Origin of the sequence: Nocardioides sp. P86, from assembly GCF_023712465.1 — a bacterium.
GTDB classification, from domain to species: Bacteria; Actinomycetota; Actinomycetes; order Propionibacteriales; family Nocardioidaceae; genus Nocardioides; species Nocardioides kribbensis.
Genome location: NZ_JAMAYE010000001.1, coordinates 162,803 through 188,953, shown reverse-complemented (window position 1 = coordinate 188,953; position 26,151 = coordinate 162,803). Strand labels below are relative to the sequence as shown.

Below are 26,151 nucleotides of genomic sequence, written 5' to 3'. Positions count from 1 at the left end.
CGTGCAGGCCTACCTCGACCTCGTCCGGCGGATCCTCGACGAGGGCGTGGCCAAGGGCGACCGCACCGGCACCGGCACGCGCTCGGTCTTCGGCCACCAGATGCGCTTCGACCTCTCCGTCGGCTTCCCGCTGGTGACGACCAAGCGCATCCACACCCGCTCGGTCTTCGCCGAGCTGCTGTGGTTCCTGCGCGGCGACACCAACGTCACCTGGCTCCAGGAGCGCGGGGTGAGCATCTGGGACGAGTGGGCCGACGAGCACGGCGACCTCGGCCCGGTCTACGGCGCGCAGTGGCGCTCCTGGCCCACCCCCGACGGCCGCCACGTCGACCAGCTCGCCGAGGTCGTCGAGCAGATCCGTCGCGACCCGGACTCGCGCCGTCACCTCGTCTCGGCGTGGAACGTCGCCGACATCCCGTCGATGGCGCTGGCGCCCTGCCACGCGCTCTTCCAGTTCTACGTCGCCCCCGCGGTCGACGGCGGGCCCGCGCGGCTGTCCTGCCAGCTCTACCAGCGCTCCGCCGACGTCTTCCTCGGCGTGCCCTTCAACATCGCCTCCTACGCGCTGCTGACCCACATGGTCGCCCAGGTCACGGGCCTGGCCGTCGGCGACTTCGTGCACACCCTCGGCGACGCCCACCTCTACTCCAACCACCTCGACCAGGCCCGTCTCCAGCTGACCCGCGAGCCGCGACCGCTGCCGACGCTGTGGCTCGACCCCAGCGTCACCGACCTCGGCGCCTTCGAGCTCGAGCACGTCGCCGTCGAGGGCTACGACCCCCACCCGGGCATCAAGGCGCCCATCGCCGTATGACCCCCGGCGGGCGGCGGGTGCTGCTCGTCGCCGCGGTGGCGCGCAACGGCGTCATCGGCGCCGACGGGGCGATCCCCTGGCACCTGCCCGCCGACTTCGCGCACTTCAAGGCGCTCACCCTCGGCCACACGCTGCTCATGGGGCGCGCGACCTACGACTCGATCGGTCGTCCGCTGCCCGGGCGCACCACCGTCGTGCTCACCCGCGACCCCGCCTGGTCGGCCCCGGGGGTGCTCGTCGCCCACGACCTCGACGCCGCGCTCGCCCTGGCCGACGACCAGCCCGAGGGCGCGGAGGTGAGGGTCGCCGGCGGCGCCGCGGTCTACGCCGCCGTGCTCGCCGCCTCCGGTGCCGACGGCGCGGGCCTGGCCGACGAGCAGGTCATCAGCGAGGTGCACCTCGAGCCCGCGGGCGACACGACCTACCCCGCGATCGACCCCGCGCTCTGGCACGAGGCCTCCCGCGAGCCGCACGACGGCTTCGACGTCGTGCGCTGGGTACGCCGCTGACGCTCGGCCCGGCCGCCGTGGCGCGGGCGACGGGGTCGGCGGGGCGTCGTGGGAGCGGGGACGTCATGCGGAGGGTGGATGCGCCTCCACGTCTCGTACGGCGCCCGAGGCGGGGGCGGCCGCGCCTCAGAGTCGGCTCAGCGGCAGCCGCACGGTGAAGGTGCTGCCCTCGCCGAGCTCGGACTCCAGCCGGATCGAGCCGCCGTGGCGCTGGACGATGCGCCGCACGATGCTCAGGCCCAGGCCGGTGCCGGGGCGGGCGAGCGCCTCGGGGTTGGTGGAGCGGAAGAACTCGGTGAACAGCTCCTCCTGGTCGGGCTTGCTGATGCCCAGGCCGGTGTCGCGGCACACGAAGCGCACGAAGCGCTCGCTGCGCTCGACCGAGACGCTGACCTCGCCGCCGGCGGGGGTGTACTTGACGGCGTTGCCGACGAGGTTGAGCGCCACCCGCTCCAGCTCGTCGTGGTCGCCGCTGATGAGCAGCGGCCCGCCGTGGGGCTGGAGCACGAGCCGCACACCGTCCTCCTGGGCGTGGAGCCGGAAGGCGGCCACGGCGTCGACGGCGAGCTGGTGGAGGTCGACGATCGCGGCCTCGGAGGTGGCCTCGCGGTCGGTGAGCCGCTTGAGGGTCAGCAGGTCGTCGATGAGGGAGAGCACCCGGTCGAGGTTGCGGCGCACGACCTGGAAGCTGGCCGCGGGCGCGGCGGCCGGGTCGTCCTCGATCAGCTCCAGGTGACCCTGGATGGAGGTGAGCGGGGTGCGCAGCTCGTGGGAGACGGTGGAGATCAGGTCGTTCTTGTACACGTCGAGGGCCTCGAGCTGCTCGACGAGCACGTGCTCGCGCTCGAGCAGCCGGGCGTTGAGCACCGCCTGGCCGAGGTGGCGGGCGACCTGGCTGGCCGCGCGCACCTCGTGGGTCGACCAGCCCGCGGCGCCGGTCTCCGCACCGCCGCCCGCCCCGTCGCCGGGCCCCTGAGCGCCCCCGTCGCCAGTCACGCCCCCGGCACCGGGCACGGCACCGGGCACGGCCCGGTCGCCGGTGCCGGCGCCGTCGCGACGAGCGAGCACGACGTAGCCGAAGCAGTCGGTGCCGGCGCCCATCGGCGCCATCAGCATGCTGCTCAGGTCGTTGCCGTGCAGGTGGGCCAGGACGGCGGCGCGCTCGGCCTCGTCGCCGATGTCGGTGCGGGGGCTCAGCGGCTGGCTGACCCAGCCCGCGGCCCCGCCGGCGACCGGGCGGCGGGTCGCGGTGTCGAGGTGGCGGGTGTGGGTGGTCAGCATGGCGCCGTCGGCGCTCACCGTGGTGAGCGACACCGTGCCGGCGGCCCAGTGGTCGCAGGCCTCGCGCGTCGCCCAGGCCACGACGGGGGCGGGTGTCTCGGCGTGGCCGGTGGGGAAGCGCGCCCCGTGGTCGGTGCCGGGCAGCGCGCCGGCGCCGACGACCCTGACCCGCACCCAGTCCGAGCGCAGCGCGGCGGCGATCGAGGCGGTCGCACGGTCCACCACCTGGGCGGCGTCGAGGCTGGCCACGGCCTCGCTGTTGATCGCGTCGACCGCCGCGCCCAGGCGCACCTGCTCGGCCAGGTCGACGGCGCGCCGGGCGTTGCCGAGGGCGATGCCGGCCAGGTCGGCGTACATCTCCAGCTGCTCGCGCCGCGCCGCGTCGGGGCGGCGGCCGTCGAGGGGCAGGTCGACCGAGAGCAGGCCGAGCAGCTCGCCCTCGGGGGAGCGCAGCGGTGCGCGCAGCGTGTCCTCCGGCCGCCACCGGTCGGGGTCGTCGGGGGACGGCTCGTCGCGGGGGGCCGCGGCGTCGGCGACGGGGATCCAGCCGTCGGTCGGCAGGTCGGCCAGCCGCTCGGCGGGGATGAAGAGCAGCGAGCCCCACGCGTCGGCGAGCGCCAGCTCCTCCTCCATGAGCGCCAGCGGCACCAGCGTGCCGACCAGCTGCTCGCGCGCCTCGGCGCTGCCCGCGACGCTCACGATCTCGAGGGTGGCGTCCTCGCGCAGGTAGCTGATCGCCGCCACCGCGAAGCCGACCGTGGCCGCGGCGCCCTCGGCCACGGCGTCGAGCACCGAGGCGACGTCGCCGCCCAGGTTGAGCCGTCGCATGATCTGGTAGACCGGGCGCAGGTCGCCGGTGACCGTGCGCGCCGCCTTCTGTGTGGCCTCCACCGTCGCCTCCCGCGTGGTCGGAGGCGTCATCCTCGCAGGTCCGCGACGCTCCGGTGGGGTTGCGCCGCGCCGGGCTGCTGGCAGCATGGCGGCATGGATCTGCGTGTGTTCACCGAGCCCCAGCAGGGCGCCACCTACGACGACCTGCTCGCGGTGGCCCGCGAGGCCGAGACCCTCGGCTTCGACGCCTTCTTCCGCTCCGACCACTACCTCGCGATGAGCGGCGACGGCCTGCCCGGGCCGACCGACGCCTGGACCACCCTGGCCGGGCTGGCCCGCGAGACCAGCACGATCCGCCTCGGCACGCTGATGACCAGTGCGACCTTCCGCCACCCCGGGCCGCTGGCGGTGCAGGTGGCCCAGGTCGACCAGATGAGCGGGGGGCGCGTCGAGCTCGGGATCGGCGCCGGGTGGTTCGCCGCCGAGCACGAGAAGTACGCCATCCCGTTCCCGTCGGTGGGGGAGCGCTTCGACCGTTTCGAGGAGCAGCTGGAGATCGTGACCGGGCTGTGGGCCACGCAGGGCGGCTTCACCTTCGAGGGCCGCCACCACGTCGTGCGCGACTCCCCGGGCCTGCCCAAGCCGGTGCAGACCCCGCCCCCGGTGATCATCGGCGGTCTCGGCAAGCGGCGTACGCCGGAGCTCGCGGCGCGCTTCGCCGACGAGTTCAACCTGCCCTTCGTCGACACCGCCACGACCCGCGAGCAGAGCGCCCGCGTCGCCCGGGCCTGCGAGGCCGTCGACCGCGACCCCGCCTCGATGACGTGGTCCAACGCCCTCGTGCTGTGCGTCGGCGCCGACGAGGCGGAGGTCGCCCGCCGGGCCGCGGCCATCGGGCGCGACGTCGACGACCTGCGCGCCCACGGCCTGGCCGGCACCCCGGCGGAGGTCCTCGACCGGATCGGCGCCTACGCCGCGGAGGGCTGCCAGCGGCTCTACCTCCAGGTGCTCGACCTGCACGACCTCGACCACCTGCGGCTCGTGGCCGCGGAGGTGGCGCCGCACCTGCCCGCCGGCCGCGCGGCGTGACCGGTCCCGCGACGCGGCGACCGGGCGGGATAGCCTGCCGCCATGACTGCTGAGGCGACTCCCGGGGCCCCGACGGCACCCTTCGGCACCGTGCTGACCGCGATGGCCACCGCCTTCGCCCCCGACGGGTCGCTCGACCTCGAGAGCACCCAGCGCATCGCCCGCCACCTCGTCGCCCACGGTCACGACGGCCTCGTCGTCTCGGGCACCACCGGCGAGTCGCCGACCACCACCCCGGCAGAGGACGGCGAGGTCCTCGCCGCCGTGCGCGACGCCGTCGGCCCCGACATCGTCCTGGTGGCCGGTGTCGGCACCAACGACACCCGCACCTCCATCGGCCTGGCCAAGCAGGCCGCGCAGGCCGGCGCCGACGGGCTGCTGCTGGTGACGCCCTACTACAACAAGCCCGGCCAGGCCGGGGTGCTGCACCACTTCCGCCAGGTCGTCGGGGCCAGCGACGTGCCGGTGATGCTCTACGACGTGCCGGGCCGCACCGGCACCCAGCTCAGCCTGGAGTCCTACGCCGAGGTCGCCCGCTGGGAGCAGGTGCTCGCGGTCAAGGACGCGGTGGGCGACCTGGCCCGCGGGGTGCGGATCAGCCAGCTCGGCCTGGCGCTCTACTCCGGCGACGACATCGCCAACCTCGGCTGGCTGGCCCACGGCGCGGTCGGCTTCGTCTCGGTCGTGGGCCACGTCGCCGGCGACCAGCTGCGCGCCATGCACGACGCGCACCGCGCGGGCCGTGTCGGTGAGGCCCTCGACATCTACACCCGGATGCTCCCGGCGATCGAGGCCGTCATGGGGGTGGCCAACTACGGCGCCACCACGGCCAAGGCGAGCCTCGAGCTGCTCGGCGTGCTCGACAACCGCCGGGTCCGCTCGCCGCTGCTGGAGCTCGACGACACCGAGGTCGCCGCGCTGCGCGCCGGCCTCGAGGCCGCCGGCCTGCTGCCCGCCTGAGGCCCGCCCGGCGCGGGATGCCCGCCGTGCCACCACCGCCGGTCCACCGGGGTCCGCCCACCCCGGTGGGGGAGTGGTGACGGCTGGGGCGCGACACGCTTCCTGTGGTCCCTGTGACTGGAGTGGCGTTCCTCTAGGTTAACCAGCATGGCGACCCGTACGTCTTCCCCGCCGGGGTCGCGGAGCACGAGCACGTCCACGTCGACGTCCCCCACGACGTCCCGCAGTGGCTCGAGCGCCCGACCACGGAGTACCCCGACCACCTCGACCGCGCGCAGCAAGGCCACCGGCAAGCGGCCTGCGCCCAAGAAGAAGACCGCAGCCCGTCCGGCGAGCCGGACGGGCGGTCGCTCGACGGCCAAGCGGCCCGCGACCAAGCGCCCCGCCGCGCGTCCGGCGCCGCGCGCCGTGCGCACCGGCCGCGGCCCGGTCGCGCGCCTCTTCGACGCGGTCCTGCGCGGCGTGGTCGCCACCTGGCTCGCCCTTGCGCACGGCGTGGGCGCCCTGGCCCGCGGCATCGGTCACGGTGCTCGTGAGCTCGACCCCGAGCACCGTCGCGACGGTGCGGGCCTCTTCGTGCTCGCCCTCGCGGTCGTCGCCGCCGCCGCCGTGTGGTTCCAGCTCGGTGGCAGCGCCATGGAGATCACCCGCACCGCGGTCACCGGCTCCGTCGGCAAGGTCGGCTGGCTGGTGCCGCTGGCCCTGGTGGTCGTCGGCTGGCGCACCATGCGCGACCCGGTCGGCAACGGCCCGGCCGGTCGTCAGGTCATCGGCTGGAGCTCGCTGGCCCTCGGTGTGCTCGGCATCGTGCACATCGCCGGCGGCAGCCCGCAGCCCGTGCGCGGCGACGCCAGCCCGCTGCAGGAGGGTGGCGGCGCGATCGGCTACGTCGTCTCCTCGCTGCTGCTCGACCTGCTCCGCGAGGAGTACGTCGTCGTCCCGCTGCTCGTGCTGCTCGCCGTCTTCGGCCTGCTGGTCGTCACCGCCACCCCGCTCTACCAGGTGCCGGTCAAGCTCGCCGACCTGCGCGACCGCGCCCTGGGCCGCGACCTCTACGAGGACGACGACGACACCCGGGCCACCCGCTCGCGCCGCGGGCGCCACGACGCCGAGGACGAGATCGACCCCGAGATGGGCGACCCGGCCTACGACAGCCCGGTGCTCAGCGACCGCGAGCTGAAGAAGCGGCGCCGCAAGGACCCCATCGAGGTCGCCATGGAGCAGGAGGTCGCCACGGACGCCGGCGTCGACCTCTTCGCCCCCGAGCCGCGCACCCCGGCGGCGAAGCCGTCGGCGCCGCGCCCGGTCGCCCCCGCGCTCGCCGACCTCGGCGAGGACGACGAGCCGGAGGCCAAGGAGGAGCTGGTCCCGCCGCCGCACACGCCGCTGCCGGCGCGCGTGGAGCAGCTCGCGCTCTCCGGCGACGTCACCTACCACCTGCCCGCCGGCGAGGTGCTCAAGCCCGGCTCGGTGCACAAGGCCCGCTCCAAGGCCAGCGACGCGGTCGTCGACCGCCTCATGCAGGTCATGGACGAGTTCAACATCGACGCCCAGGTCACCGGCTACACCCGCGGCCCGACCGTCACCCGCTACGAGGTCGAGCTCGGCCCCGCGGTGAAGGTGGAGAAGGTCACCGCGCTGAGCAAGAACATCGCCTACGCCGTCGCCTCGGCCGACGTGCGGATCCTCAGCCCGATCCCCGGCAAGTCGGCGATCGGCATCGAGATCCCCAACGTCGACAAGGAGATCGTCTCCCTCGGCGACGTGCTGCGCTCCACGACGGCGCGCTCCGACCACCACCCGATGATCGCCGGGCTCGGCAAGGACGTGGAGGGCGGCTTCGTGGTCGCCAACCTCGCCAAGATGCCGCACCTGCTCGTCGCGGGCGCCACGGGCTCGGGCAAGTCGTCGTTCATCAACTCGATGATCACTTCGATCCTCATGCGCTCCACGCCCGACGAGGTGCGGATGATCATGGTCGACCCCAAGCGGGTCGAGCTCAACGCCTACGAGGGCGTGCCGCACCTGATCACCCCGATCATCACCAACCCCAAGAAGGCCGCCGAGGCGCTGGCCTGGGTCGTGCGCGAGATGGACATGCGCTACGACGACCTGGCCAACTTCGGCTTCCGCCACATCGACGACTTCAACAAGGCCGTCAGGGCGGGCAAGGTCGAGGTGCCGCTCGGGTCCGAGCGCCAGCTCTCGCCCTACCCCTACCTGCTGGTCATCGTCGACGAGCTGGCCGACCTGATGATGGTCGCCCCGCGTGACGTCGAGGACGCGGTCGTGCGCATCACCCAGCTGGCCCGCGCGGCCGGCATCCACCTGGTGCTCGCGACGCAGCGGCCCTCGGTCGACGTGGTCACCGGCCTGATCAAGGCCAACGTGCCCTCGCGACTGGCCTTCGCCACCTCCTCGCTCGCCGACAGCCGGGTCATCCTCGACCAGCCGGGCGCCGAGAAGCTGGTCGGTCAGGGTGACGGCCTCTTCCTGCCCATGGGCTCCTCGAAGGCCGTGCGCGTGCAGGGGTCGTGGGTCACCGAGGCCGAGATCGCCCAGGTGGTCAAGCACTGCAAGGAGCAGCTCGAGCCGACCTACCGCGAGGACGTCACCGCCCCCGCGGCCAGCAAGCGCGAGCTCGACGACGACATCGGCGACGACATGGACCTGGTCATCCAGGCCATCGAGCTCGTCGTGTCCACGCAGTTCGGGTCGACCTCGATGCTGCAACGCAAGCTGCGTGTCGGCTTCGCCAAGGCGGGCCGCTTGATGGACATCATGGAGAGCCGTGGCGTCGTCGGACCCAGCGAGGGCTCCAAAGCCCGCGACGTGCTGGTCAAGCCCGACGAGATCGACGGCGTCATCGCGACCCTGCAGGGGGAGATGTGAACGACATCCACACCGACCTGACCGAGCCCGCCGAGGGAGTCACCGAGAGCCTGGCCGCCGACGAGCACGGCGCCGCGCCGCGCACGGTGGAGGTACGCCGCAACGGCGTGCTGGCCGGCGCCATCGGGGGCGTCGCCGCCCTCGTGGCCGCGGCCTACCTCGCCCGCGCCACCGCGACGGGCGCGGCGCTCGACTGGGCGCTCTGCGCCGTGATGGGCCTCGTGGCCGTCGGCCACGCCCTGGTCCTGCGCGACGCCCGCACCCCGCTCTTCGTCGCCGACGACCTCGGGGTGCGCCTGCGCACCGGCCGCACGTGGCGCGGCCTGCCCTGGACCCAGATCGAGGCCGTCGAGGTGCTCCCGCGCCGCCGCGTCGTGCGCGACGGGGCCATCGACGTCCTGGCCGGCGACGACGACCCGATCTCGGTGCCGCTGTCGGTCTCGACCCGCGTGGTCGGCGTCGAGCCCGGCGCCACCGTCGTCGACGCCCTCGACGCCCTCGCGGGTGGCGCCGTCGAGGTGGTCGAGATCGAGGGCTACGAGTACCTCGACGACGAGGCCTGGGCCGCCGTCCACGACGGCGACCCGGCCACCGCGCCCACCGGTCACACCGAGGCCGCCGCGGGCACCGCAGCAGCTGCCGTCGCCGGCGCCGACGCCGAGCGCCCGGTGTCCCAGCGGGTCACCGCCGAGCAGCCCCCGGCGGCCGGGACCGACGAGGTCCCCGCAGCCACCGCGCCCCCCGCCGGACCCGACGACACGGCCGTGCGCCCCGCGGTGGGTGCGAGCGCTGCGGCGTACGCCCCCGGCGACGACGGCGGCCGTCTCGCCCACGAGGAGGCCGAGGAGGACGCGGGTCGCTCCCACGACCCCCGTCCCGCGCTCGCCCAGGCCATCGGCGACCTGGCCTCGCGGCTGCCCTGGCGCCGCGAGCGGGCCGCCGACGGCGACTCCTCCGACGACGACTCCTCCCGCGACGCCCCCGCCGGGACCGGCGCCGTGCGCGGCCCGGGCTCGCCCGTGGGCGCGCCCGTCATGGGGCGCCCCGAGGTCACCCCGAGCGCGACGCCGAGCCCGCTGCGCGAGCCCGTCGTGGCGGTGCGCAGCGAGATCCGCACCGACCTGGTGCACGGCGCCAACGCCCTCGACCTCGCCGACGACGAGTCCGACGACCACACCCGCCGCGGCCTCCCCGAGGCGCGCGAGCTGCGCCGCAGCGGCAGCGTGAGCCTGGTCGAGGACACCGTGGTGTGGGGCGACCGGGTCAGCCCGATCGCCACCGCCGGCGACGCCGTGGCACCCATCGTCATCGACGACCTCGGTGCCGAGCCGGCCGAGGACCCCGTGATCGGCCCCGAGCTGGCCGCGGCCCGGACCCGTCTGGGCCTCAGCGTCGACCAGCTGGCCGAGCGCACCCGCATCCGTCCGCACGTCATCGAGTCCATCGAGGTCGACGACTTCGCCCCCTGCGGCGGCGACTTCTACGCCCGCGGCCACCTGCGCACGCTCGCCCGCGTGCTCGGCGTCGACGTGGCGCCGCTGCTCGCCGACTACGACGCGAGGTACGCCGACGCCCCGATCAACCCGCGCCGCGTCTTCGAGGCCGAGCTCGGGGCGGGCGGGGCGATCCGCGGCACCCGCGGCGGCCCGAACTGGTCGATCATGATCGCCGCGGTCATGGCGCTCGTGCTCTGCTGGTCGGTCGCGCGGCTGGTCATGGACCAGCCGGTCGACCTGCGCGACCCGGCCCCGAACCTGCCGGCCGCCGTGCAGTCCTCGGCGGGAGCCCGCGTGCCGGTCACCCTCACCGCCGCCGGTGGCGGCGCCACGGTGTGGGTGCGCGACGGCGACAACGAGCTGGTCTTCAAGGGCACGCTGACCTTCGGCCAGGTCAAGGTCATCGACAAGGTCTCCCAGCCGGTGCGCGTGCAGTCGTCCGACGGCTCCGTCGAGGTCGCCGTCGACGGCCAGGACCGCGGCGCCCTCGGCGCCACGGGCAAGACCGCCCAGGACACCTTCACCGTCGAGGACTGACCGCACGGGCGCGACCCGCACACCGCCACCCGGCCCCGAGGAGCAGCTGCTCCTCGGGGCCGCGGTGCGTCCGCGGCAGCCTCGGGTGGCGGCGGGAGCGGGACGTCATGCGACGGGTGGATGCGCATCCACGGTGCGCATGGCGTCCGCGGCGGGGGCGCCGCGGGCCCCCGCGCGTCAGGCGCGGCGGTAGCGGCGCTCGGGGCGCCCGGAGCCGCCGTACTGCAACCGCACGGCGAGGCGTCCCTGGGCGACGAAGTGCTCGAGGTAGCGCCGGGCGCTGACGCGGGAGATGCCGACCGCCTCCGCGCACTCCGCGGCCGAGCGCTCCACGCCGTCGTCGAGGGCGGCGAGCACGGTGTCGGCGGTCTCGCGGCTCAGGCCCTTGGGCAGCACCTCGCGGCCGCGGTTGAGGGGGGCGAAGGCGGCGTCGATGTCGTCCTGCCCCGGGGTGGCCGTGCCGGCGAGGGCGGCGCGGGAGGCGCGGAAGGCCTCGAGGCGCCAGTGCAGGTCGTCGGCCTCGAAGGGCTTGACCAGGTAGTGCGCCGCGCCGCCGGCGACCGCCGCGCGCACGGTGTCGGCCTCGCGGGCCGCGGTGACCATGACGACGCCGACGTCGTTGCCGGCACCCCGCAGCCGGCGCAGCACCTCGATGCCGCTGAGGTCGGGCAGGTGCACGTCGAGCAGCACCAGGTCGGGGGAGAGCCGCTCGATCTCGGCCAGCGCGGTCTCGCCGGTCGCGGCGACGCCCACGACCCGGAAGCCCTCGGCGCGCTCGACGAAGCGGGTGTGGATCGAGGCGACCATGAAGTCGTCGTCGACGACCAGCACGGTCAGGTCGGTCGGCTCGGTCACGGCGCTGGGGTCACGGTCCTGGGGTCGGTGGGATCGGCTCGGTGGGGTCGGGCAGCCGCGCGGTGAAGACGGCGCCCTCGGCATTGTGCACCGAGACCGACCCGCCGCGCCGCTCGCACACCACCTGCACCAGCGCCAGACCCACCCCGCGCCCGCTCGCGTCACCGGGCTTGGTGGTCACCCCGCGGCGGAAGACGGCCTCGCGCCGGTCCTCGGGCACCCCGGGTCCGGTGTCGGCGACCTGCACCACCACGGTGCCGTCGCCCTCGCGCACCAGGCGCACGTCGACCCGGCCCGCGCCGCCCGCGCCGCCGCCCGCGCCGCCGGCCACGACCGCGTCGACGGCGTTGTCGACCAGGTTGCCCAGCACGGTGCCGACGTCGGCCGACAGCTCGGGGTCGAGGCGGGGGAGCGAGGTGTCGTCGCGCAGCAGCAGCTCGACGCGCCGCTCCGCGGCCAGGGTGGTCTTGGCGATGAGCAGTGCGGAGACCGCCGGGTCGTCCACGCGGGCCAGCACGTGGTCGGTGATCTCGGCGCGACGCCGGTTGAGGGTGCCGAGGAAGCCCTGGAGCTCGTCGTACTCCTCGAGCTGGAGCAGCCCGGAGATGGTGTGCAGCTGGTTGCTGAACTCGTGGGTCTGCGCGCGCAGGGTCTCGGTGACGCTCTCGCGGGCGGTGAGCTCGCTCTGCATCGCGAGCAGCTCGGTGCGGTCGCGCAGGGTGGTGATGGTGCCGATGCGGCGCCCGCCGGCGGTGACCTGGTTGCGGTTGGTCACCAGCACCCGGCCCGCGACGACGAGCACGCCGTCGCGCAGGTCGTCGGGGGCCAGCAGCAGGTCGCGCACGGCGTCGCTGACCGGCAGGTCGGCCAGGGCGCGGCCCTGCGTGCCGGGCGGCAGGCCGAGCAGCTCGCGCGCGCTGTCGCTGACCACCGTGACGACGCCGTCGCCGTTGACCGCCACGACCCCCTCGCGGATCGAGGTCAGCAGCGCCTCGCGCTGGTCGGCGAGCGCGGAGATCTCCGCCGGCTCCAGGCCCCGCGTACGCCGCTTGATCAGGCGCGCCAGCAGCCAGGAGCCGGCCAGGCCGAGGGCCAGCCCGCTCAGCAGCACCACCAGCAGGTCGGCCGTGGTCTGGCGCAGCCGCTCGGTGATGGGTGGGTAGTCCTCGGTGACGACCACCAGCCCCACCACGCGCGGGGGCCGGCCCGCCCGGCCCGGCGTCGCGGCGCGGGCGCCGGCGTAGACCGGCACCTGCGCGGCGATGACCCGGTTGCCCCGGTCGACGATGTCGCCGGTCCAGGTGCGTCCCTGCGCGGCGTCGGGGCCCAGCTGCACCTGCTCGCCCTCGCGGGTCGGGTCGGTGGCGACGAAGGCCGTGCCGTCGGGGGAGGTGAGGTAGACCGTGCTGGCGCCCACGTCGTTCTGCCGCTGCTGGGTGTAGAAGGCCAGCGAGCGCGCGTCGTCCGTGCCGAGCAGGCCCAGCTGCACCGCCGGGGTGTTGGCCAGGCTGTCGGCGGCGGCGCGCAGCCGGGCGCCCCGGGTGTCGCGGAAGTCGGCGTCGCTCTGGCGCACCGACACCACGCTGGTCACCAGCACGACGAGCAGCAGCACCACCAGCTGGAGGATCAGGAACTGCCCGGCCAGGCTGAGGTGGCGGCGCGACGAGGGCTCGCGCTCGGTCGCCGCCCCGGGCGACGGCGGCGTCGAGCCGGCCCCGGCCCGGGCGCGCTCACCGCGACGTGACCACAAGTTCCACAACCTCCTTTGGTTGCCTAATCGTGACGGCCGACACAGCCTGCGTGACGATCGACACGTCCCACCCCGTCGACTCCCCAGGAGAGACATGTTCCCCGCAGCACCCCGGGCCCCGCGAGGGGGCCCACGCCGTGACCGCCGGCCTGGTCGGCCCGGTCCGCGACGCGCCCGCGTCGTGGCGGCCGCGCTGGCCACGGCCCTGGCCCTCACCGCCTCCTCCTGCGGCGTGACCCGCGGCGACGACAGCGCCGACCTCGACATGTGGATCCCCAACAGCCCCGGCGGCGGCTACGACCAGACCGGCCGCGCGGCGGTGGGGGTCATGGAGCAGGACGACATCACCGGCGGCAGCTTCCAGGTCACCAACATCCTCGGCGCCGGCGGCGCGGCCGCGATGAGCCAGCTGATGGGCCAGGAGGGCAACGAGCACCTGCTGATGACCATCGGGCTGGGGGTCGTGGGCTCGACGTACTCCTTCGCCTCCGACGCCCGGCCGCAGGACGCCACCCCGATCGCCCAGCTGATCGAGGAGCAGGAGGGCGTGCTCGTGCCGGCGGAGTCGCCGTTCGAGACCATCGACGACCTGGTGGAGGCCTGGAAGGCCGACCCCGGCTCGATCGTCGTCGGCGGCGGCTCCTCGCCCGGCGGCCCCGACCACCTCTTCCCGATGCAGCTGGCCGAGACCGTGGGCATCGACCCGCAGGAGGTCCGCTACGTCACCTACGACGGCGGCGGCCCGCTGACCAGCGCCCTGCTGGGCAACAAGATCCAGGTCGGCTTCTCCGGCCTCAGCGAGTTCGAGGGCCAGATCGCCGCCGGCGACCTGCGCGTGCTCGCGGTCTCCGGCGAGGAGCGGCTGACCGGCGAGGCCGTCAAGGACGCCCCGACCCTCACCGAGTCGGGCATCGACCTGGTCTTCATCAACTGGCGCGGCGTCCTGGCCCCGCCCGGCATCTCCGAGGAGCGTCAGGACGAGCTGATCGCCTACCTCTCGGAGATGCACGACTCCCCGCAGTGGCAGCAGACGCTCGAGAAGAACGGCTGGATCGACGCCTTCCGCACCGGGGACGACTTCGAAGCCTTCCTGCTGGAGCAGGACGACCGCGTCTCGTCGACGCTCGAGGAGCTGGACCTGCTGTGAGCACTCCCACCACGACCTCGCCCGGCGCCCCGGGCACCCCCGGCGGGCACGCCCCGGCCGGTGACCACCGGCCCGAGGGCGGCGTCGACAAGGCGCAGTACCCGCTGGCCGCCCTGCTCGTCGTCGTCGGCGCCTACACCTTCTACGACGCCTCCACCCTCAGCGTCGGCTTCGGCGACCCGGTCGGCCCGCGGGTCTTCCCCTACGTCATCGGCGCCGTGCTGGTGCTGCTCGGCGTGCTCCTCGCCATCGCCACGGCCCGCGGCTCGAAGGCCGAGCCCGAGGGCGGCGAGGACGTCGACCTCGCCCAGCGCGCCGACTGGGCCACCGTGGCCAAGCTGGTCGGCGTCCTGGCCTTCACGATCGCCACGGTCGACCTGCTCGGCTGGGCCGTCACCGGCGCCGTCCTCTTCGCCGGCGCCGCCTGGGCGCTCGGCTCCCGCACGCTGATCCGCGACGTGATCGCCGGCCTCGTGCTGGCGATCGGCAGCTGGTACGCGTTCTACGTCGGCCTGGGCATCCCCCTGGCCCCCGGCATCCTCGATGGGATCTTGTGATGGGTGACTTCGACCTCCTCTGGGGCGGCCTGCAACAGGCCGCGACCCCCGAGAACCTGCTCTTCGCCGCCGTCGGCGTGCTGCTCGGCACCTTCGTCGGCGTGCTGCCCGGCATCGGCCCGGCCATGGCCGTGGCGCTGCTGCTGCCGGTGACCTTCGGCCTCGAGCCGACCCAGGCCTTCATCATGTTCGCCGGCATCTACTACGGCGGCATGTACGGCGGCTCCACCACCTCCATCCTGCTCAACACCCCCGGTGAGTCGGCGTCGGTGATGACCGCGCTGGAGGGCAACAAGATGGCCAAGCGCGGCCGGGCCGCCCAGGCGCTGGCCACCGCCGCGGTCGGCTCGTTCGTCGCCGGCACCATCGGCACGCTGCTGGTGGCCTTCTTCGCCCCGCCGCTGGCCGACGTCGCGGTGCAGATCGGCGCTCCGTCGTACTTCGCGATCATGCTGCTGGCGCTGGTGATGACGACCGCCGTGCTGGGCTCCTCGGCGCTGCGCGGCTTCATCGCGCTCTTCCTCGGCCTCACCATCGGCCTGGTCGGCCTCGACCCCAACACCGCCCAGGCCCGCCTCGACCTCGGCCTGCCGCAGCTGATCGACCCCCTCGACATCGTCGTCGTCGCGGTCGGCATCTTCGCCCTCGGCGAGGCGCTGTGGGTCGCGGCCCACCTGCGCCGCAGCCCGCTGCAGATCATCCCCGTCGGCCAGCCCTTCATGGGCAAGGACGACTGGAGGCGCTCGTGGAAGCCGTGGCTGCGCGGCACGGCGCTGGGCTTCCCCTTCGGCGCCATCCCCGCCGGCGGCGCGGAGATCCCGACGTTCCTGTCCTACGTCTCGGAGCGCAAGCTGGCCAAGAACGACGAGTTCGGCAAGGGCGCCATCGAGGGCGTCGCCGGGCCCGAGGCCGCCAACAACGCCTCGGCGGCCGGCATGTTCGTGCCGATGCTGGCCCTGGGCCTGCCGGTCACCGCCACCGCCTCGGTGATGCTCGCCGCGCTCCAGGGCTACGGCATCCAGCCCGGCCCGCAGCTGATGACCGACCAGGCCGACCTGGTCTGGACCCTGCTGGCCAGCCTGCTGATCGGCAACCTGCTGCTGCTGGTGCTCAACCTGCCGCTGGCCCCGCTGTGGGCCAAGCTGCTGCGCATCCCGCGGCCCCAGCTCTACGCCGGCATCCTGTTCTTCGCCTGCCTGGGGGCCTACGCCACCAACCTCGACCCCTTCGACGTGGGCCTGCTGCTCGTCTTCGGCCTGCTCGGGCTGATGATGCGCCGCTTCGGCCTCCCGGTGCTGCCGCTGATCCTCGGCGTCATCCTGGGCCCCCTCATGGAGGGCAAGCTGCGCGAGGCGCTGAGCATCTCCGGCGGCGACTTCTCCGGCCTGGTGAGCGAGCCGCTGGCGGTCGTGGTCTACGCGATCATCGCCCTCGCCGTGCTGGCGCCGGTCGTGGTGAGCCGTGTCCGTGGACCCCAGGCACCGGCCGTCCCGGCCAGCGCCACCGACGGTGCGGTCGCCGACGCGGCCCCCGAGAGCGACGATGAGAAGGTGGGTCGATGAGCGACCAGACGCACGACCGCACGCAGGACCAGGCCGGCACCCCGGCGTCGCACGACGCGAGCAGCGCGAAGGGCTGGGTCGTGGTGGCCTGGGCCCCCGACGAGTTCGGCGCCGTCGCCCTGGCCCACGGCGTCTTCGAGGCCCGCGACCGCGGCCGCGGTGTGCTGGTGGTCAACGCCACCAAGGGCGACGCGCTGGTCGACGACCGCTACGCCGGCCCCGAGGCCCTGCAGCAGGTCGAGCGCGAGCTCGCGGCGGCCGGCGTGCCCTTCGAGGTGCGCCAGTCGGTCGGTGGCGACGTCGCCGACCAGGTGCTGCAGGTGACCAGCGATGTCGACGCACGCCTCGTGGTCATCGGGCTGCGCCGGCGCACCCCGGTCGGCAAGCTGCTGATGGGCAGCGTGGCCCAGCGCATCCTGCTGGCCGCCACCTGCCCGGTGCTGGCGGTCAAGCCCGGCGAGCAGCCGGGCTGACCCGTCCAGCGTCCGTCGACCCGCCCCTCGACGCGCCCCCGTCCCCGGTGCCCACGCGCCGGGAGCGGGGGCGCGCGCGTGTCGAGGGTTCGTGCCCGGCCCCGTGCGGGCGGCATACTCGGGGGCGATCATGACGACTGAATCCCTCCCCGCCTCCCGCCCCGCCCGCGACGACGCCGACACCGCGGCCGACGGCGAGCTGCTCTCGGTCGCCATGGTGACCCTGGGCTGCGCCCGCAACGAGGTCGACTCCGAGGAGCTGGCCGGCCGGTTGGAGGCCGGCGGCTTCCGCCTCGTCGAGGACCCCGCCGCCGCCGACACGGTGGTCGTCAACACCTGCGGCTTCGTGGAGGCCGCGAAGAAGGACTCCGTCGACACCCTGCTCCAGGCCGCCGACCTCAAGGCCTCGGCCGGCACGGGCGGCAGGGCCCAGGCCGTCGTCGCCGTCGGCTGCCTGGCCGAGCGCTACGGCAAGGACCTGGCCGAGTCGCTGCCCGAGGCCGACGCGGTGCTGGGCTTCGACGACTACCCCGACATCGCCGCCCGGCTGCGCTCCATCGTCGCCGGCGGGGTGCACCACCCGCACACCCCCCAGGACCGGCGCCTGCTGCTGCCGATCTCGCCGGTCGACCGCGCCGCCTCCACCACCCCGGTGCCCGGCCACGGTGACCAGGTGCCGCCGGCGGCCCCCGTCGCGGGCTCGGCGGCCGACCCGGCGACGGTCGGTGCCGGCGGCCCGGCGACCGGCCCCCGCGCCGTACGCCGCCGTCTCGACTCGGGCCCGATGGCGGCGCTCAAGCTGGCCAGCGGCTGCGACCGGCGCTGCTCCTTCTGCGCGATCCCGGCCTTCCGCGGCTCGTTCGTGAGCCGCCGGCCCTCCGACGTGCTCGCCGAGGCCCGCTGGCTGGCCGAGCAGGGCGCGCGCGAGCTCTTCCTGGTGAGTGAGAACTCCACGTCCTACGGCAAGGACCTGGGCGACCTGCGCCTGCTCGAGACGCTGCTGCCCGAGCTGGCCGCGGTCGACGGCGTCGAGCGGGTCCGGGTGTCCTACCTCCAGCCGGCCGAGACCCGCCCGGGCCTGGTGCAGGCGATCGGCGACACCCCCGGCGTGGTGCCGTACTTCGACCTGTCCTTCCAGCACGCCAGCGCCACGGTGCTGCGCCGGATGCGCCGCTTCGGCGACCCCGAGTCGTTCCTCGGCCTGCTCGAGCAGGTGCGCGCCGCCGCCCCGCTGGCCGGGGTGCGCTCCAACGTGATCGTCGGCTTCCCCGGCGAGACCGAGGAGGACCTGCAGACCCTGTGCGACTTCCTCGTCGCCGCCCGCATGGACGTCACCGGCGTCTTCGGCTACTCCGACGAGGACGGCACCGAGGCCGCCTCCTACGACGGCAAGCTCGACGACGACGAGGTCCGCGCCCGCGCCGAGCACGTCACCGCCCTGGTCGAGGAGCTCAACGCCCAGCGGGCCGAGGAGCGCATCGGCGAGCACGTCGAGGTGCTCGTGGAGTCGCTCGGCGAGGACGGCACCGCCGAGGGCCGCGCCGCCCACCAGGGCCCCGAGGTCGACGGCACCACGACGCTCGAGGCCCCGCGCGAGGGCGCCCACGCCGTGGGCCGCCTGGTCGCGGCCACCGTCGTCTCGACCGACGGCGTCGACCTGCTCGCCGAGCCCACCGGAGGAGTCCGATGACCCAGCCCGAGGTCGAGCCCGTCTCGCCGAGGCCGAGCAACCTCAACCTGCCCAACGTGCTCACCACGCTGCGCATCGTGCTGGTGCCGTTCTTCGGCGCCGCGCTGCTCGTCGACGGCGGTGACTCCGGCACCTGGCGCACCGTGGCCTGGGTGATCTTCTTCGTGGCCATGGCCACCGACAAGATCGACGGCGACATCGCCCGTGCGCGCAACCTGGTGACCGACTTCGGCAAGATCGCCGACCCCATCGCCGACAAGGCGATCACCGGCATGGCCTTCATCGGGCTCTCGATCGTGGGGGAGGTGTGGTGGTGGGTGACGATCCTGGTGCTGCTGCGCGAGTGGAGCGTCACGCTGCTGCGCCTCTCGGTGCTCAAGCGCGTGGTCATCGCGGCCGCCGACCTCGGCAAGCTCAAGACGACCGTGCAGGGCCTGGCCCTCGGCCTGCTGGTCCTGCCCCTGCTCGACCCCGACCTGCCCTCGTGGCTCGAGACGCCCGGCGAGGTGCTGTTCTACGTCGCCCAGGCGCTGCTGGCCGTGGCCGTGGCCCTCACGCTGTGGTCGGGCGCCGAGTTCTACCGCGGCGTGTGGCGCCAGCGCCACGAGCTGCGCGGGAGCGGCAAGTCGTAACCCAGTTGTCACCTGACGACCCGGTCGCGCAGCGCTGATCCGGGGTTAGGGTCCGGAGGTCAATCGCCCATTTGGTGTGAAGGATCTCCCACTCGTGCTATCTCGCTCCTGGTCCGGACGGGCCACCCGTCCGCTCGCCGCGTCGCTGGGCCTCGGCCTCGCGGCCGCCGCCCTCTCGGTCACCACCGTCGCTCCCGCCCAGGCCGTTCCGTCGGCCCCGGCTCCGCGAGCGGACAAGGTCGTCGACCTCACCCTGCTCAACATCAACGACTTCCACGGTCGCATCGACGCCAACACCACGAAGTTCGCCACCACGGTCGAGGGGCTCAAGGCCGCCAACGGTCCCAAGCGCACGCTCTTCCTCAGCGCCGGCGACAACATCGGCGCCTCGCTCTTCGCCTCCAGCCAGTTCAAGGACCGGCCGACGCTGAAGGTGCTCGACGCCCTGGGCCTCAAGACGTCGTCGGTGGGCAACCACGAGTTCGACCGCGGCTTCGACGACCTCGACGGCCGCGTGGACAACGTCGCCGACTTCTCCTACCTCGGGGCCAACGTCTACGCCGAGGGCACCCGCACGCCGGTCCTGCCGGCCTACGACACCTTCAAGCGCGCCGGGGTCACCGTCGGCGTCATCGGCGCCGTGACGGAGGAGACCGCGAGCCTGGTCAGCCCCGCCGGCATCGAGGGCATCGAGTTCGGCGACCCGGTCGCCGCGGTCAACCGCGTCGCGCGCCAGCTCTCCGACGGCAGGCCGGGCAACGGCGAGGCCGACGTGCTCGTGGCGGAGTTCCACGAGGGCGCCGGCGAGGGTGCCCCCGCGGGCGCCACGCTGGAGGAGGAGGTCGCCGAGGGCGGCGCCTTCGCCCGCATCGTCACGAGGACCACGCCGAAGGTCGACGCGATCTTCACCGGCCACACCCACAAGCAGTACGCCTGGGACGCCCCCGTGCCCGGCACCGAGCGCACCCGACCGGTCCTGCAGACCGGCTCCTACGGCGAGAACATCGGCCGGATCACCCTGAGCGTCAACCAGCGCACGGGCCGGGTGAAGGCCTACACGCAGGAGAACGTCGCCCGCGTCGCCGAGGCCGACCTGTCCTACCCCGCGGTGGTCAAGGTGCAGCAGATCACCAACCGCGCGCTGCGGCTGGCCGCCGAGGTCGGCAACCAGCCGGTCGCGGAGATCACCGACGACATCACCACCGCGTTCTCCGGCGGCAGCTACGGCCCCGACGGCTACACCGGTGGCACGCGCGACGCCCGTGCGGAGGAGTCGGCCCTGGGCGACCTCGTCGCCAACGCCCTGCGCGACGGCGTGCAGGACTTCGCCGAGCCCGACCTCGGGCTGACCAACCCCGGCGGCCTGCGCGCCGAGCTGCTCTTCGCCGGCGACACGACCAGCAACCCGGCCAACACCGACGGCGTGGTCACCTTCGCCGAGGCCAACGCCGTGCTGCCCTTCAACAACACCGTCGCGATCGTCCGGCTCACCGGCGCCGACCTCAAGCAGGTGCTCGAGCAGCAGTACCAGACCAACGCCGACGGCACCGTGCCCTCGCGTCCCTACCTGCAGCTCGGCATGTCCGACAACGTCCAGGTCACCACCGACCCGACGGCCGCCGCCGGCTCGCGGATCACCTCGGTGCTCATCGACGGCGAGCCGCTCGACCCGGCGCGCACCTACACGATCTCGACGCTGTCGTTCCTGGCCACGGGCGGCGACAACTTCCGCGCCTTCACCAACGGCACCTTCACCGACACCGGCCTGCTCGACGCCGAGCTCTGGCGCGACTACCTGGCCGGCAACGACCCGGTCTCGCCCGACTTCGCCCGCCAGCAGGTCACCGAGTCGGGCCTTCCCGACGCGCTCGTCGCCGGCGAGGAGGCGAGCTTCACCCTCTCGAAGCTCAACCTCACCTCGCTGGGCAGCCCGGCCAACACCGAGCTGACCGCGACCTACGTCGACGGCTCGACCACGAGCCCGCTCGGCACCTTCCCGATCACCACCGACAACGGCGGGAGCGCCACCGTCACCCTCACCGTGCCCGCCGGGTCCTCCGGCGGCGTGGTCGAGCTGGTGGCCGCACCCAGCGGCACCACCGTCACCGTGCCGGTCTCGGGCACCCGCTGAGCCGCTGACCCCCAGCACCGCACCGTCCTGACCGGGGCCGCCGACGCACGTCGGCGGCCCCGCTCACGGCGGCCACCGGGGCGCCCGTCGGGCGCACCCACGAGCACGTCCCGCACGCACCCCTCCCTCGGAAGGTCTGTCATGCCCCTGTCCCCTCGAGCCACCCGCCGGGTGGCTCTGCCCGTCGCCGGGGCGTTCAGCCTCGCGGCGGTCGTCACCGGCCTCGCCGGAGCCCCCGCCCTGGCCGCGCCCGACGCCTCCGGTCTCGTCATCAGCGAGGTCTACGGCGGCGGCGGCAACACCGGCGCCGCCTTCACCCACGACTTCATCGAGCTCTACAACCCCACCGCGAGCGCCGTCAGCGTGACCGGGATGTCGGTGCAGTACCGCAGCGCCACCGGCACCAGCGCCCAGGTCACGCCCCTCTCGGGCTCCGTGCCCGCGGGCGGGCACTACCTGGTGCAGCAGGCCGCCGGCACCACGCCGGCCGCCGCCCTGCCGACGCCCGACGCGACCGGCACCATCGCCATGTCCGGAAGCAACGGCGTCGTCGTGCTGGCCTCCTCCGAGACCCCCGTGAGCGCCACCGGCGAGCTCGCCGGCGCGGCCGGTGTCCTCGACGCCGTCGGCTACGGCACGACGCCCACCTCCTTCGAGGAGCGCAACACCGGCGTCGCCCTGACCAACAGCACCTCGGCCGCGCGCACCGCCACGGGCACCGACTCCGACGACAACGCCGACGACTTCGTCGAGGGCACCCCGGTGCCGCAGAGCTCCGGCGGCGCCGGTGAGCCCGAGCCCGAGCCCGACCCGGTCGAGGTCACCATCCCCGAGATCCAGGGCACCGGCGCGGCCTCGCCGCTCGACGGCGACCCGGTCATCACCTCCGGCGTCGTGACCGCGGCCCCGCGCTTCCTCTACGGGTTCTACCTGCAGACCCCCGGCACGGGCGGGTCGGTCGACCCGGCCTCCCGCACCGCCTCCGACGGCGTCTTCGTCTACTACCCCAACGGTGCCGGCAGCGTGAGCGTGGAGCCCGGCGACCACGTCGAGGTCAGCGGCGACGTCGACGAGTACGCCGGTCAGACCCAGGTCGTCTCCTCGGCGGCCGAGACCACGGTGCTCGACACCCCGGCCGCGCCCGTCACGGCGACCACCACCACGGCGTGGCCCGCCACGGCGGCGGAGAAGGAGGCGCTGGAGGGGATGCTCTACGACCCCACCGACGACTTCACCGTCACCAACACCTTCTCCACCCACCAGTTCGGCGAGGTCGGCCTGGCCCTGGGCGACACGCCGCTCATCCAGCCCACCGAGGTCGCCGACGCCCAGGACACCGCGGCGATCCGCGCGGTCGAGGCCGACAACGCCGCTCGGGCCATCGTGCTCGACGACGCCTCAGGCACGACGTACGCCCCGGGCACCAACGGCAAGACGCTGACCCCGCCCTACCTCTCCAACACCGCCCCCGTGCGGGTCGGAGCGGCGGCGACGTTCACCGACGACGTCATCCTCACCCAGGGCGGGTCGCCGAGCGCCCCGACGTACCGCTTCCAGCCGCTGCAGACCGTCAGCGGCCCGGACTACACCGCGACGTCGCCGGCGACCTTCGAGAACACCCGCACCGACGCGCCCGACGAGGCACGCATCGAGGCCGACAGCGAGAGCGACCTCAAGGTCGCGTCCTTCAACGTCCTCAACTACTTCACCACCCTCGGCGACGCCGACGACGACAACGTCGGCGACGGCGGCTGCACGACGTTCCCCGACAAGGACGGCGACGGCAACTCCGTGGGCGGGGGCTGCGAGCAGCGCGGCGCCTGGGACCCCCAGGACCTCGCGCGGCAGCAGGCCAAGATCGTGTCGGCCATCAACGCCCTCGACGCCGACGTCGTGGGCCTCATGGAGATCGAGAACTCGCTGGTCGTCGACGGCGACGCCGACGAGGCCACCGAGACGCTGGTGGCGGCGCTCAACGCCGACGCCGGCGCCGGCACGTGGGCGGCCAACCCGTCGTCGACCGAGCTGCCCCCGGCGGCCGAGATGGACGTCATCAGCAACGCGATCATCTACAAGCCGGCCGCCGTCGAGCGCAGCGGCGAGGCCCGTGCCCTCGGCACGCTGAGCGGCTCGGGCGAGGCCTTCGACAACGCCCGTGAGCCCATCGCCCAGGCCTTCACGCCGACGGGCGGCGACGAGCCGTTCCTCTTCGTGGTCAACCACTTCAAGTCCAAGGGCTCCGGCGCCGACGACGGCACCGGGCAGGGCAACGCCAACCCCGACCGCGTGGCCCAGGCCACCGCGCTGCGCGACTGGGTGCCCGGTGTGCAGCAGGAGAGCGGCGCCGAGGGCGTCCTGCTCGTCGGCGACTTCAACTCCTACTCCCAGGAGGACCCGCTCCAGGTCCTCTACCAGGCCGGCTACACCAACATCGAGGACGGCGAGGGCGCCGACGCGGAGTACTCCTACTCCTTCAGCGGCCTCTCCGGCTCCCTCGACCACGTGCTCGCCAACGACGCCGCGCTCGAGGCGATGACCGGGCACGACATCTGGAACATCAACTCCGGTGAGTCGATCTACATGGAGTACAGCCGCTACAACTACAGCCCGACCGACTTCCACACCGACGGCCCGTTCCGCTCCTCCGACCACGACCCGGTGGTCATGGGTCTCGACCTGGTCGAGGACGTCGTGGCGCCGCCGGCCGCGGAGCTGGCGCTCAAGGTCAGCAGCACCCCCAAGAAGGTCAAGGCCGGCAAGACCAAGGTGACCCTGCGGGTGAAGGTCACCGCCGATGGCGAGCCCGCCCGCGGCGGCACCGTCACCGTGCGGCTGCCCGGCGGCGAGACCCGCACCGCCACGACCAACCGCCAGGGCGTCGCGAAGATCCGCCTCGCACCCTTCGACCGGGTCGGCACCAAGACCCTCCGGGTCGAGTGGAGCAAGGGCGACACGACCGTCGGCGGGACCTCCACGATCCGGGTCGTGAAGTGACCGACTGACCCGCCCGACCCGCACCACCCGCACCAGCACCGACGGGGCCCTGCCGACCGGCAGGGCCCCGTCCTGCGTCCGGCCCGCCGGACCGCGGGACTCCGTCAGCGGCGCTCGGCCGCGGCGAGGTGGAACGCCGCCTGCACGAGGGCCAGGTGGCTGAAGGCCTGGGGGAAGTTGCCGACCATGCGCTCGGCCCCCGGGTCGTACTCCTCGGCGAGGAGGCCGACGTCGGTGGACAGCCCGACCAGCCGCCCGAGCAGGGCCCGCGCGTCGTCGAGGCGACCGACGACGGCGTAGGCCGAGGCCAACCAGAACGAGCACGCCAGGAAGGGGTGCTCGTCGCCGGAGAGCCCGTCGACTCCGCTGGCGGTGCGGTAGCGCAGCACGAGCCCGTCACGCAGCAGGTCCTCCTCGACGGCACGGATGGTGCCGGCCAGGCGCGGGTCGTCGCCGGGCAGCAGCCCGATGGTGGCCAGCACCAACAGCGAGGCGTCGACCTCGCGGGTGCCGGGGTGCTGCACGAACGTGCCCCGCTCGGAGTCCCACCCCTCACCGAGCACCAGGTCGCGGGCGGCGTCGCGCTCGCGGCGCCACCGGTCGACGTCGCCGGGCAGACCCCGCTCCTCGACCGCCCGCACGGCCCGGTCGAAGGCGACCCACACCATGGCGCGCGAGTGGGTGAAGTGGCGCGGCTCCCCACGGATCTCCCAGATGCCGTGGTCGGGATCGCGCCAGCGGGTGACCAGGTCGTCGACCAGGGCCCGCTGCAGCGCCCAGGCGTTGGGGTCGTCGTCGCCGAGGTGCTCGCGCACCAGCGCGAGGGCGTCCATCACCTCGCCCAGCACGTCGTGCTGGCGCTGCCCGACGGCGCCGTTGCCGATCCTCACCGGTCGTGAGCCGGCGTAGCCCGGCAGGTGGTCGAGCTCCGACTCGGGCAGCCGGCGGGAGCCGTCCACGGCGTACATCACCTGCAGGTCCTCGGGGTCGCCGGCCACCGCGCGCAGCAGCCAGTCGCGCCACGCCGCGGCCTCCTCGGTGTAGCCGGCCTGCAGCAGCGAGGCGAGCGTCAGCGCGGCGTCGCGCAGCCAGCAGAAGCGGTAGTCCCAGTTGCGCTCGCCGCCGAACTCCTCGGGCAGCGAGGTCGTGGGCGCCGCGACGATGCCCCCCGTCACCTCGTGGGTCATCAGCCGCAGCGTGAGCAGCGAGCGTCGCACGGCCTCGGGGTGGGGGAGGTCCTGGCGGCACACCTGCGCCCACGCCTCGTCCTCGGCCACCGTCTCGGCCACCCGCGCGTCGAGGTCGCCCAGGTGACCGGGCTCGACGTGCGAGGGCAGCCACACCATCGCGAAGGACAGCTCCTCCCCGGCGGCGAGACTGAACTCGTCGGCGTGGGTGTGGTCGACCGCCACCGGGAGCCGCGGCCCGCGCAGCACGAGCTTGTCGGGGCCGGCCACCGCGGTGATGACGTCCTCGCCGCCGAGGCACTCGCGACGCACCCACGGCCGGATCCGGCCGTAGTCGGGGCGCAGCCGCCACTCGTGACGCATCGGCACCGTGCCGCTCACGCAGACCAGGCGGCGCACCAGGTCGGCCCGCTCGTCGCCGCGGGGCATCACGTCGGTCAGGGTCACCACGCCCGCGGCCGTGGTGAAGGTCGTCTCCAGCATCGCCGAGGAGCCGAGGTAGCGCCGCTCGGTGGCGTAGGGCACCGTCGGCACCAGCTGCCAGTGGCCGTGCTCCGGCGTGCCGAGCAGGGCGGCCAGGCAGGCGGGGGAGTCGAAGCGGGGCAGGCAGAGCCAGTCGACCGAGCCGTCGGTCCCGACCAGCGCCGCGGTGCGCCGGTCGCCGATCAGGGCGTAGTCCTCGATGGGCAGCGGCATGCCGGGGAGCCTACGGGCGGTGCCCTCGCCCGGCCCCCGCCCGCACGGCACGGCACCGCACCCGCTGT

At 74.2% G+C, this 26,151-nt stretch carries 18 protein-coding genes; 14 read left to right on the top strand and 4 right to left on the bottom strand.

Translation table 11 applies throughout. The annotated features are described in order from the left end of the window. Position 1 precedes the first annotated feature (1 nt). Both M3673_RS00895 and M3673_RS00890 read left to right on the top strand, forming a co-directional pair. A complete protein-coding gene (locus M3673_RS00895; RefSeq protein ID WP_251530869.1) occupies positions 2 to 814 on the top strand; it encodes a thymidylate synthase in 813 nt (270 codons plus the stop codon). Further along, complete coding sequence (locus tag M3673_RS00890) at positions 811 to 1,323, top strand: dihydrofolate reductase (protein WP_251530867.1); 513 nt, start codon at positions 811 to 813, stop codon at positions 1,321 to 1,323. The genes M3673_RS00895 and M3673_RS00890 overlap by 4 nt, the downstream gene beginning before the upstream one ends. Positions 1,324 to 1,449: 126 nt before the next feature. On the opposite strand, the gene M3673_RS19480 is transcribed toward M3673_RS00890, so the two are convergent. Beyond that, a complete protein-coding gene (locus M3673_RS19480) occupies positions 1,450 to 3,495 on the bottom strand; it encodes an ATP-binding protein (RefSeq protein ID WP_251530865.1) in 2,046 nt (681 codons plus the stop codon). A gap of 93 nt (positions 3,496 to 3,588) precedes the next feature. On the opposite strand from M3673_RS19480, the gene M3673_RS00880 reads away from it, so the two are divergent. The 4 genes from M3673_RS00880 to M3673_RS19475 all read left to right on the top strand — a co-directional run bounded on the left by M3673_RS00880 (position 3,589) and on the right by M3673_RS19475 (position 10,409). Continuing rightward, entirely contained in the window at positions 3,589 to 4,524 is a 936-nt protein-coding gene (locus tag M3673_RS00880; protein ID WP_251530863.1) for an LLM class F420-dependent oxidoreductase, read from the top strand. Between the two features lie 42 nt (positions 4,525 to 4,566). Continuing rightward, the gene (dapA, locus tag M3673_RS00875) at positions 4,567 to 5,484 is read left to right on the top strand and encodes a 4-hydroxy-tetrahydrodipicolinate synthase (RefSeq protein WP_251530861.1); all 918 of its coding nucleotides are present in this window, start codon (positions 4,567 to 4,569) and stop codon (positions 5,482 to 5,484) included. Positions 5,485 to 5,631: 147 nt separating this feature from the next. Then, positions 5,632 to 8,376 carry a DNA translocase FtsK gene (locus tag M3673_RS00870; RefSeq protein ID WP_251530859.1) on the top strand — a complete coding sequence of 915 codons (2,745 nt, stop codon included), beginning with the start codon at positions 5,632 to 5,634 and terminating at the stop codon, positions 8,374 to 8,376. After that, complete coding sequence (locus tag M3673_RS19475) at positions 8,373 to 10,409, top strand: helix-turn-helix domain-containing protein (protein WP_251530857.1); 2,037 nt, start codon at positions 8,373 to 8,375, stop codon at positions 10,407 to 10,409. The genes M3673_RS00870 and M3673_RS19475 overlap by 4 nt, the downstream gene beginning before the upstream one ends. Before the next feature lie 177 nt (positions 10,410 to 10,586). Here the strand turns inward: M3673_RS19475 and M3673_RS00860 are convergent, their stop codons facing one another. Together M3673_RS00860 and M3673_RS00855 are read right to left on the bottom strand one after the other, a co-directional pair. Continuing rightward, a complete protein-coding gene (locus M3673_RS00860; RefSeq protein ID WP_251530855.1) occupies positions 10,587 to 11,264 on the bottom strand; it encodes a response regulator in 678 nt (225 codons plus the stop codon). Positions 11,265 to 11,274: 10 nt separating this feature from the next. After that, the gene (locus M3673_RS00855; protein WP_227489136.1) at positions 11,275 to 13,014 is read right to left on the bottom strand and encodes an ATP-binding protein; all 1,740 of its coding nucleotides are present in this window, start codon (positions 13,012 to 13,014) and stop codon (positions 11,275 to 11,277) included. A gap of 181 nt (positions 13,015 to 13,195) precedes the next feature. Between M3673_RS00855 and M3673_RS00850 the strand changes: the two genes are divergently transcribed. From M3673_RS00850 to M3673_RS00815, 8 genes are all read left to right on the top strand, one after another. Then, positions 13,196 to 14,161, top strand: coding sequence for a tripartite tricarboxylate transporter substrate binding protein (locus tag M3673_RS00850; RefSeq protein WP_056862704.1), 966 nt, complete (start codon positions 13,196 to 13,198; stop codon positions 14,159 to 14,161). After that, on the top strand, positions 14,158 to 14,718 hold the full coding sequence (locus M3673_RS00845) for a tripartite tricarboxylate transporter TctB family protein (RefSeq protein ID WP_082499968.1): 561 nt from the start codon (positions 14,158 to 14,160) through the stop codon (positions 14,716 to 14,718). Before M3673_RS00850 ends, M3673_RS00845 begins: the two co-directional genes overlap by 4 nt. Beyond that, the gene (locus tag M3673_RS00840) at positions 14,718 to 16,280 is read left to right on the top strand and encodes a tripartite tricarboxylate transporter permease (protein WP_193664313.1); all 1,563 of its coding nucleotides are present in this window, start codon (positions 14,718 to 14,720) and stop codon (positions 16,278 to 16,280) included. The genes M3673_RS00845 and M3673_RS00840 overlap by 1 nt, the downstream gene beginning before the upstream one ends. Then, positions 16,277 to 16,753: a universal stress protein gene (locus M3673_RS00835; RefSeq protein ID WP_251530853.1), complete on the top strand. Its 477-nt coding sequence runs from the start codon at positions 16,277 to 16,279 to the stop codon at positions 16,751 to 16,753. The genes M3673_RS00840 and M3673_RS00835 overlap by 4 nt, the downstream gene beginning before the upstream one ends. 130 nt (positions 16,754 to 16,883) lie before the next feature. Then, positions 16,884 to 18,443, top strand: a complete 1,560-nt coding sequence (gene rimO / locus M3673_RS00830) for a 30S ribosomal protein S12 methylthiotransferase RimO (RefSeq protein ID WP_374108170.1) — start codon at positions 16,884 to 16,886, stop codon at positions 18,441 to 18,443. Then, entirely contained in the window at positions 18,440 to 19,075 is a 636-nt protein-coding gene (gene pgsA / locus M3673_RS00825; protein ID WP_056862706.1) for a CDP-diacylglycerol--glycerol-3-phosphate 3-phosphatidyltransferase, read from the top strand. The genes rimO and pgsA overlap by 4 nt, the downstream gene beginning before the upstream one ends. Positions 19,076 to 19,169: 94 nt before the next feature. Then, complete coding sequence (locus M3673_RS00820) at positions 19,170 to 21,206, top strand: bifunctional UDP-sugar hydrolase/5'-nucleotidase (protein WP_251530851.1); 2,037 nt, start codon at positions 19,170 to 19,172, stop codon at positions 21,204 to 21,206. A 171-nt stretch (positions 21,207 to 21,377) separates the two neighbouring features. Next, positions 21,378 to 24,200 carry an ExeM/NucH family extracellular endonuclease gene (locus M3673_RS00815; protein WP_251530849.1) on the top strand — a complete coding sequence of 941 codons (2,823 nt, stop codon included), beginning with the start codon at positions 21,378 to 21,380 and terminating at the stop codon, positions 24,198 to 24,200. 104 nt (positions 24,201 to 24,304) lie between these two features. Here the strand turns inward: M3673_RS00815 and M3673_RS00810 are convergent, their stop codons facing one another. Next, the gene (locus tag M3673_RS00810) at positions 24,305 to 26,083 is read right to left on the bottom strand and encodes a glycoside hydrolase family 15 protein (RefSeq protein ID WP_251530847.1); all 1,779 of its coding nucleotides are present in this window, start codon (positions 26,081 to 26,083) and stop codon (positions 24,305 to 24,307) included. Positions 26,084 to 26,151 lie beyond the last annotated feature (68 nt).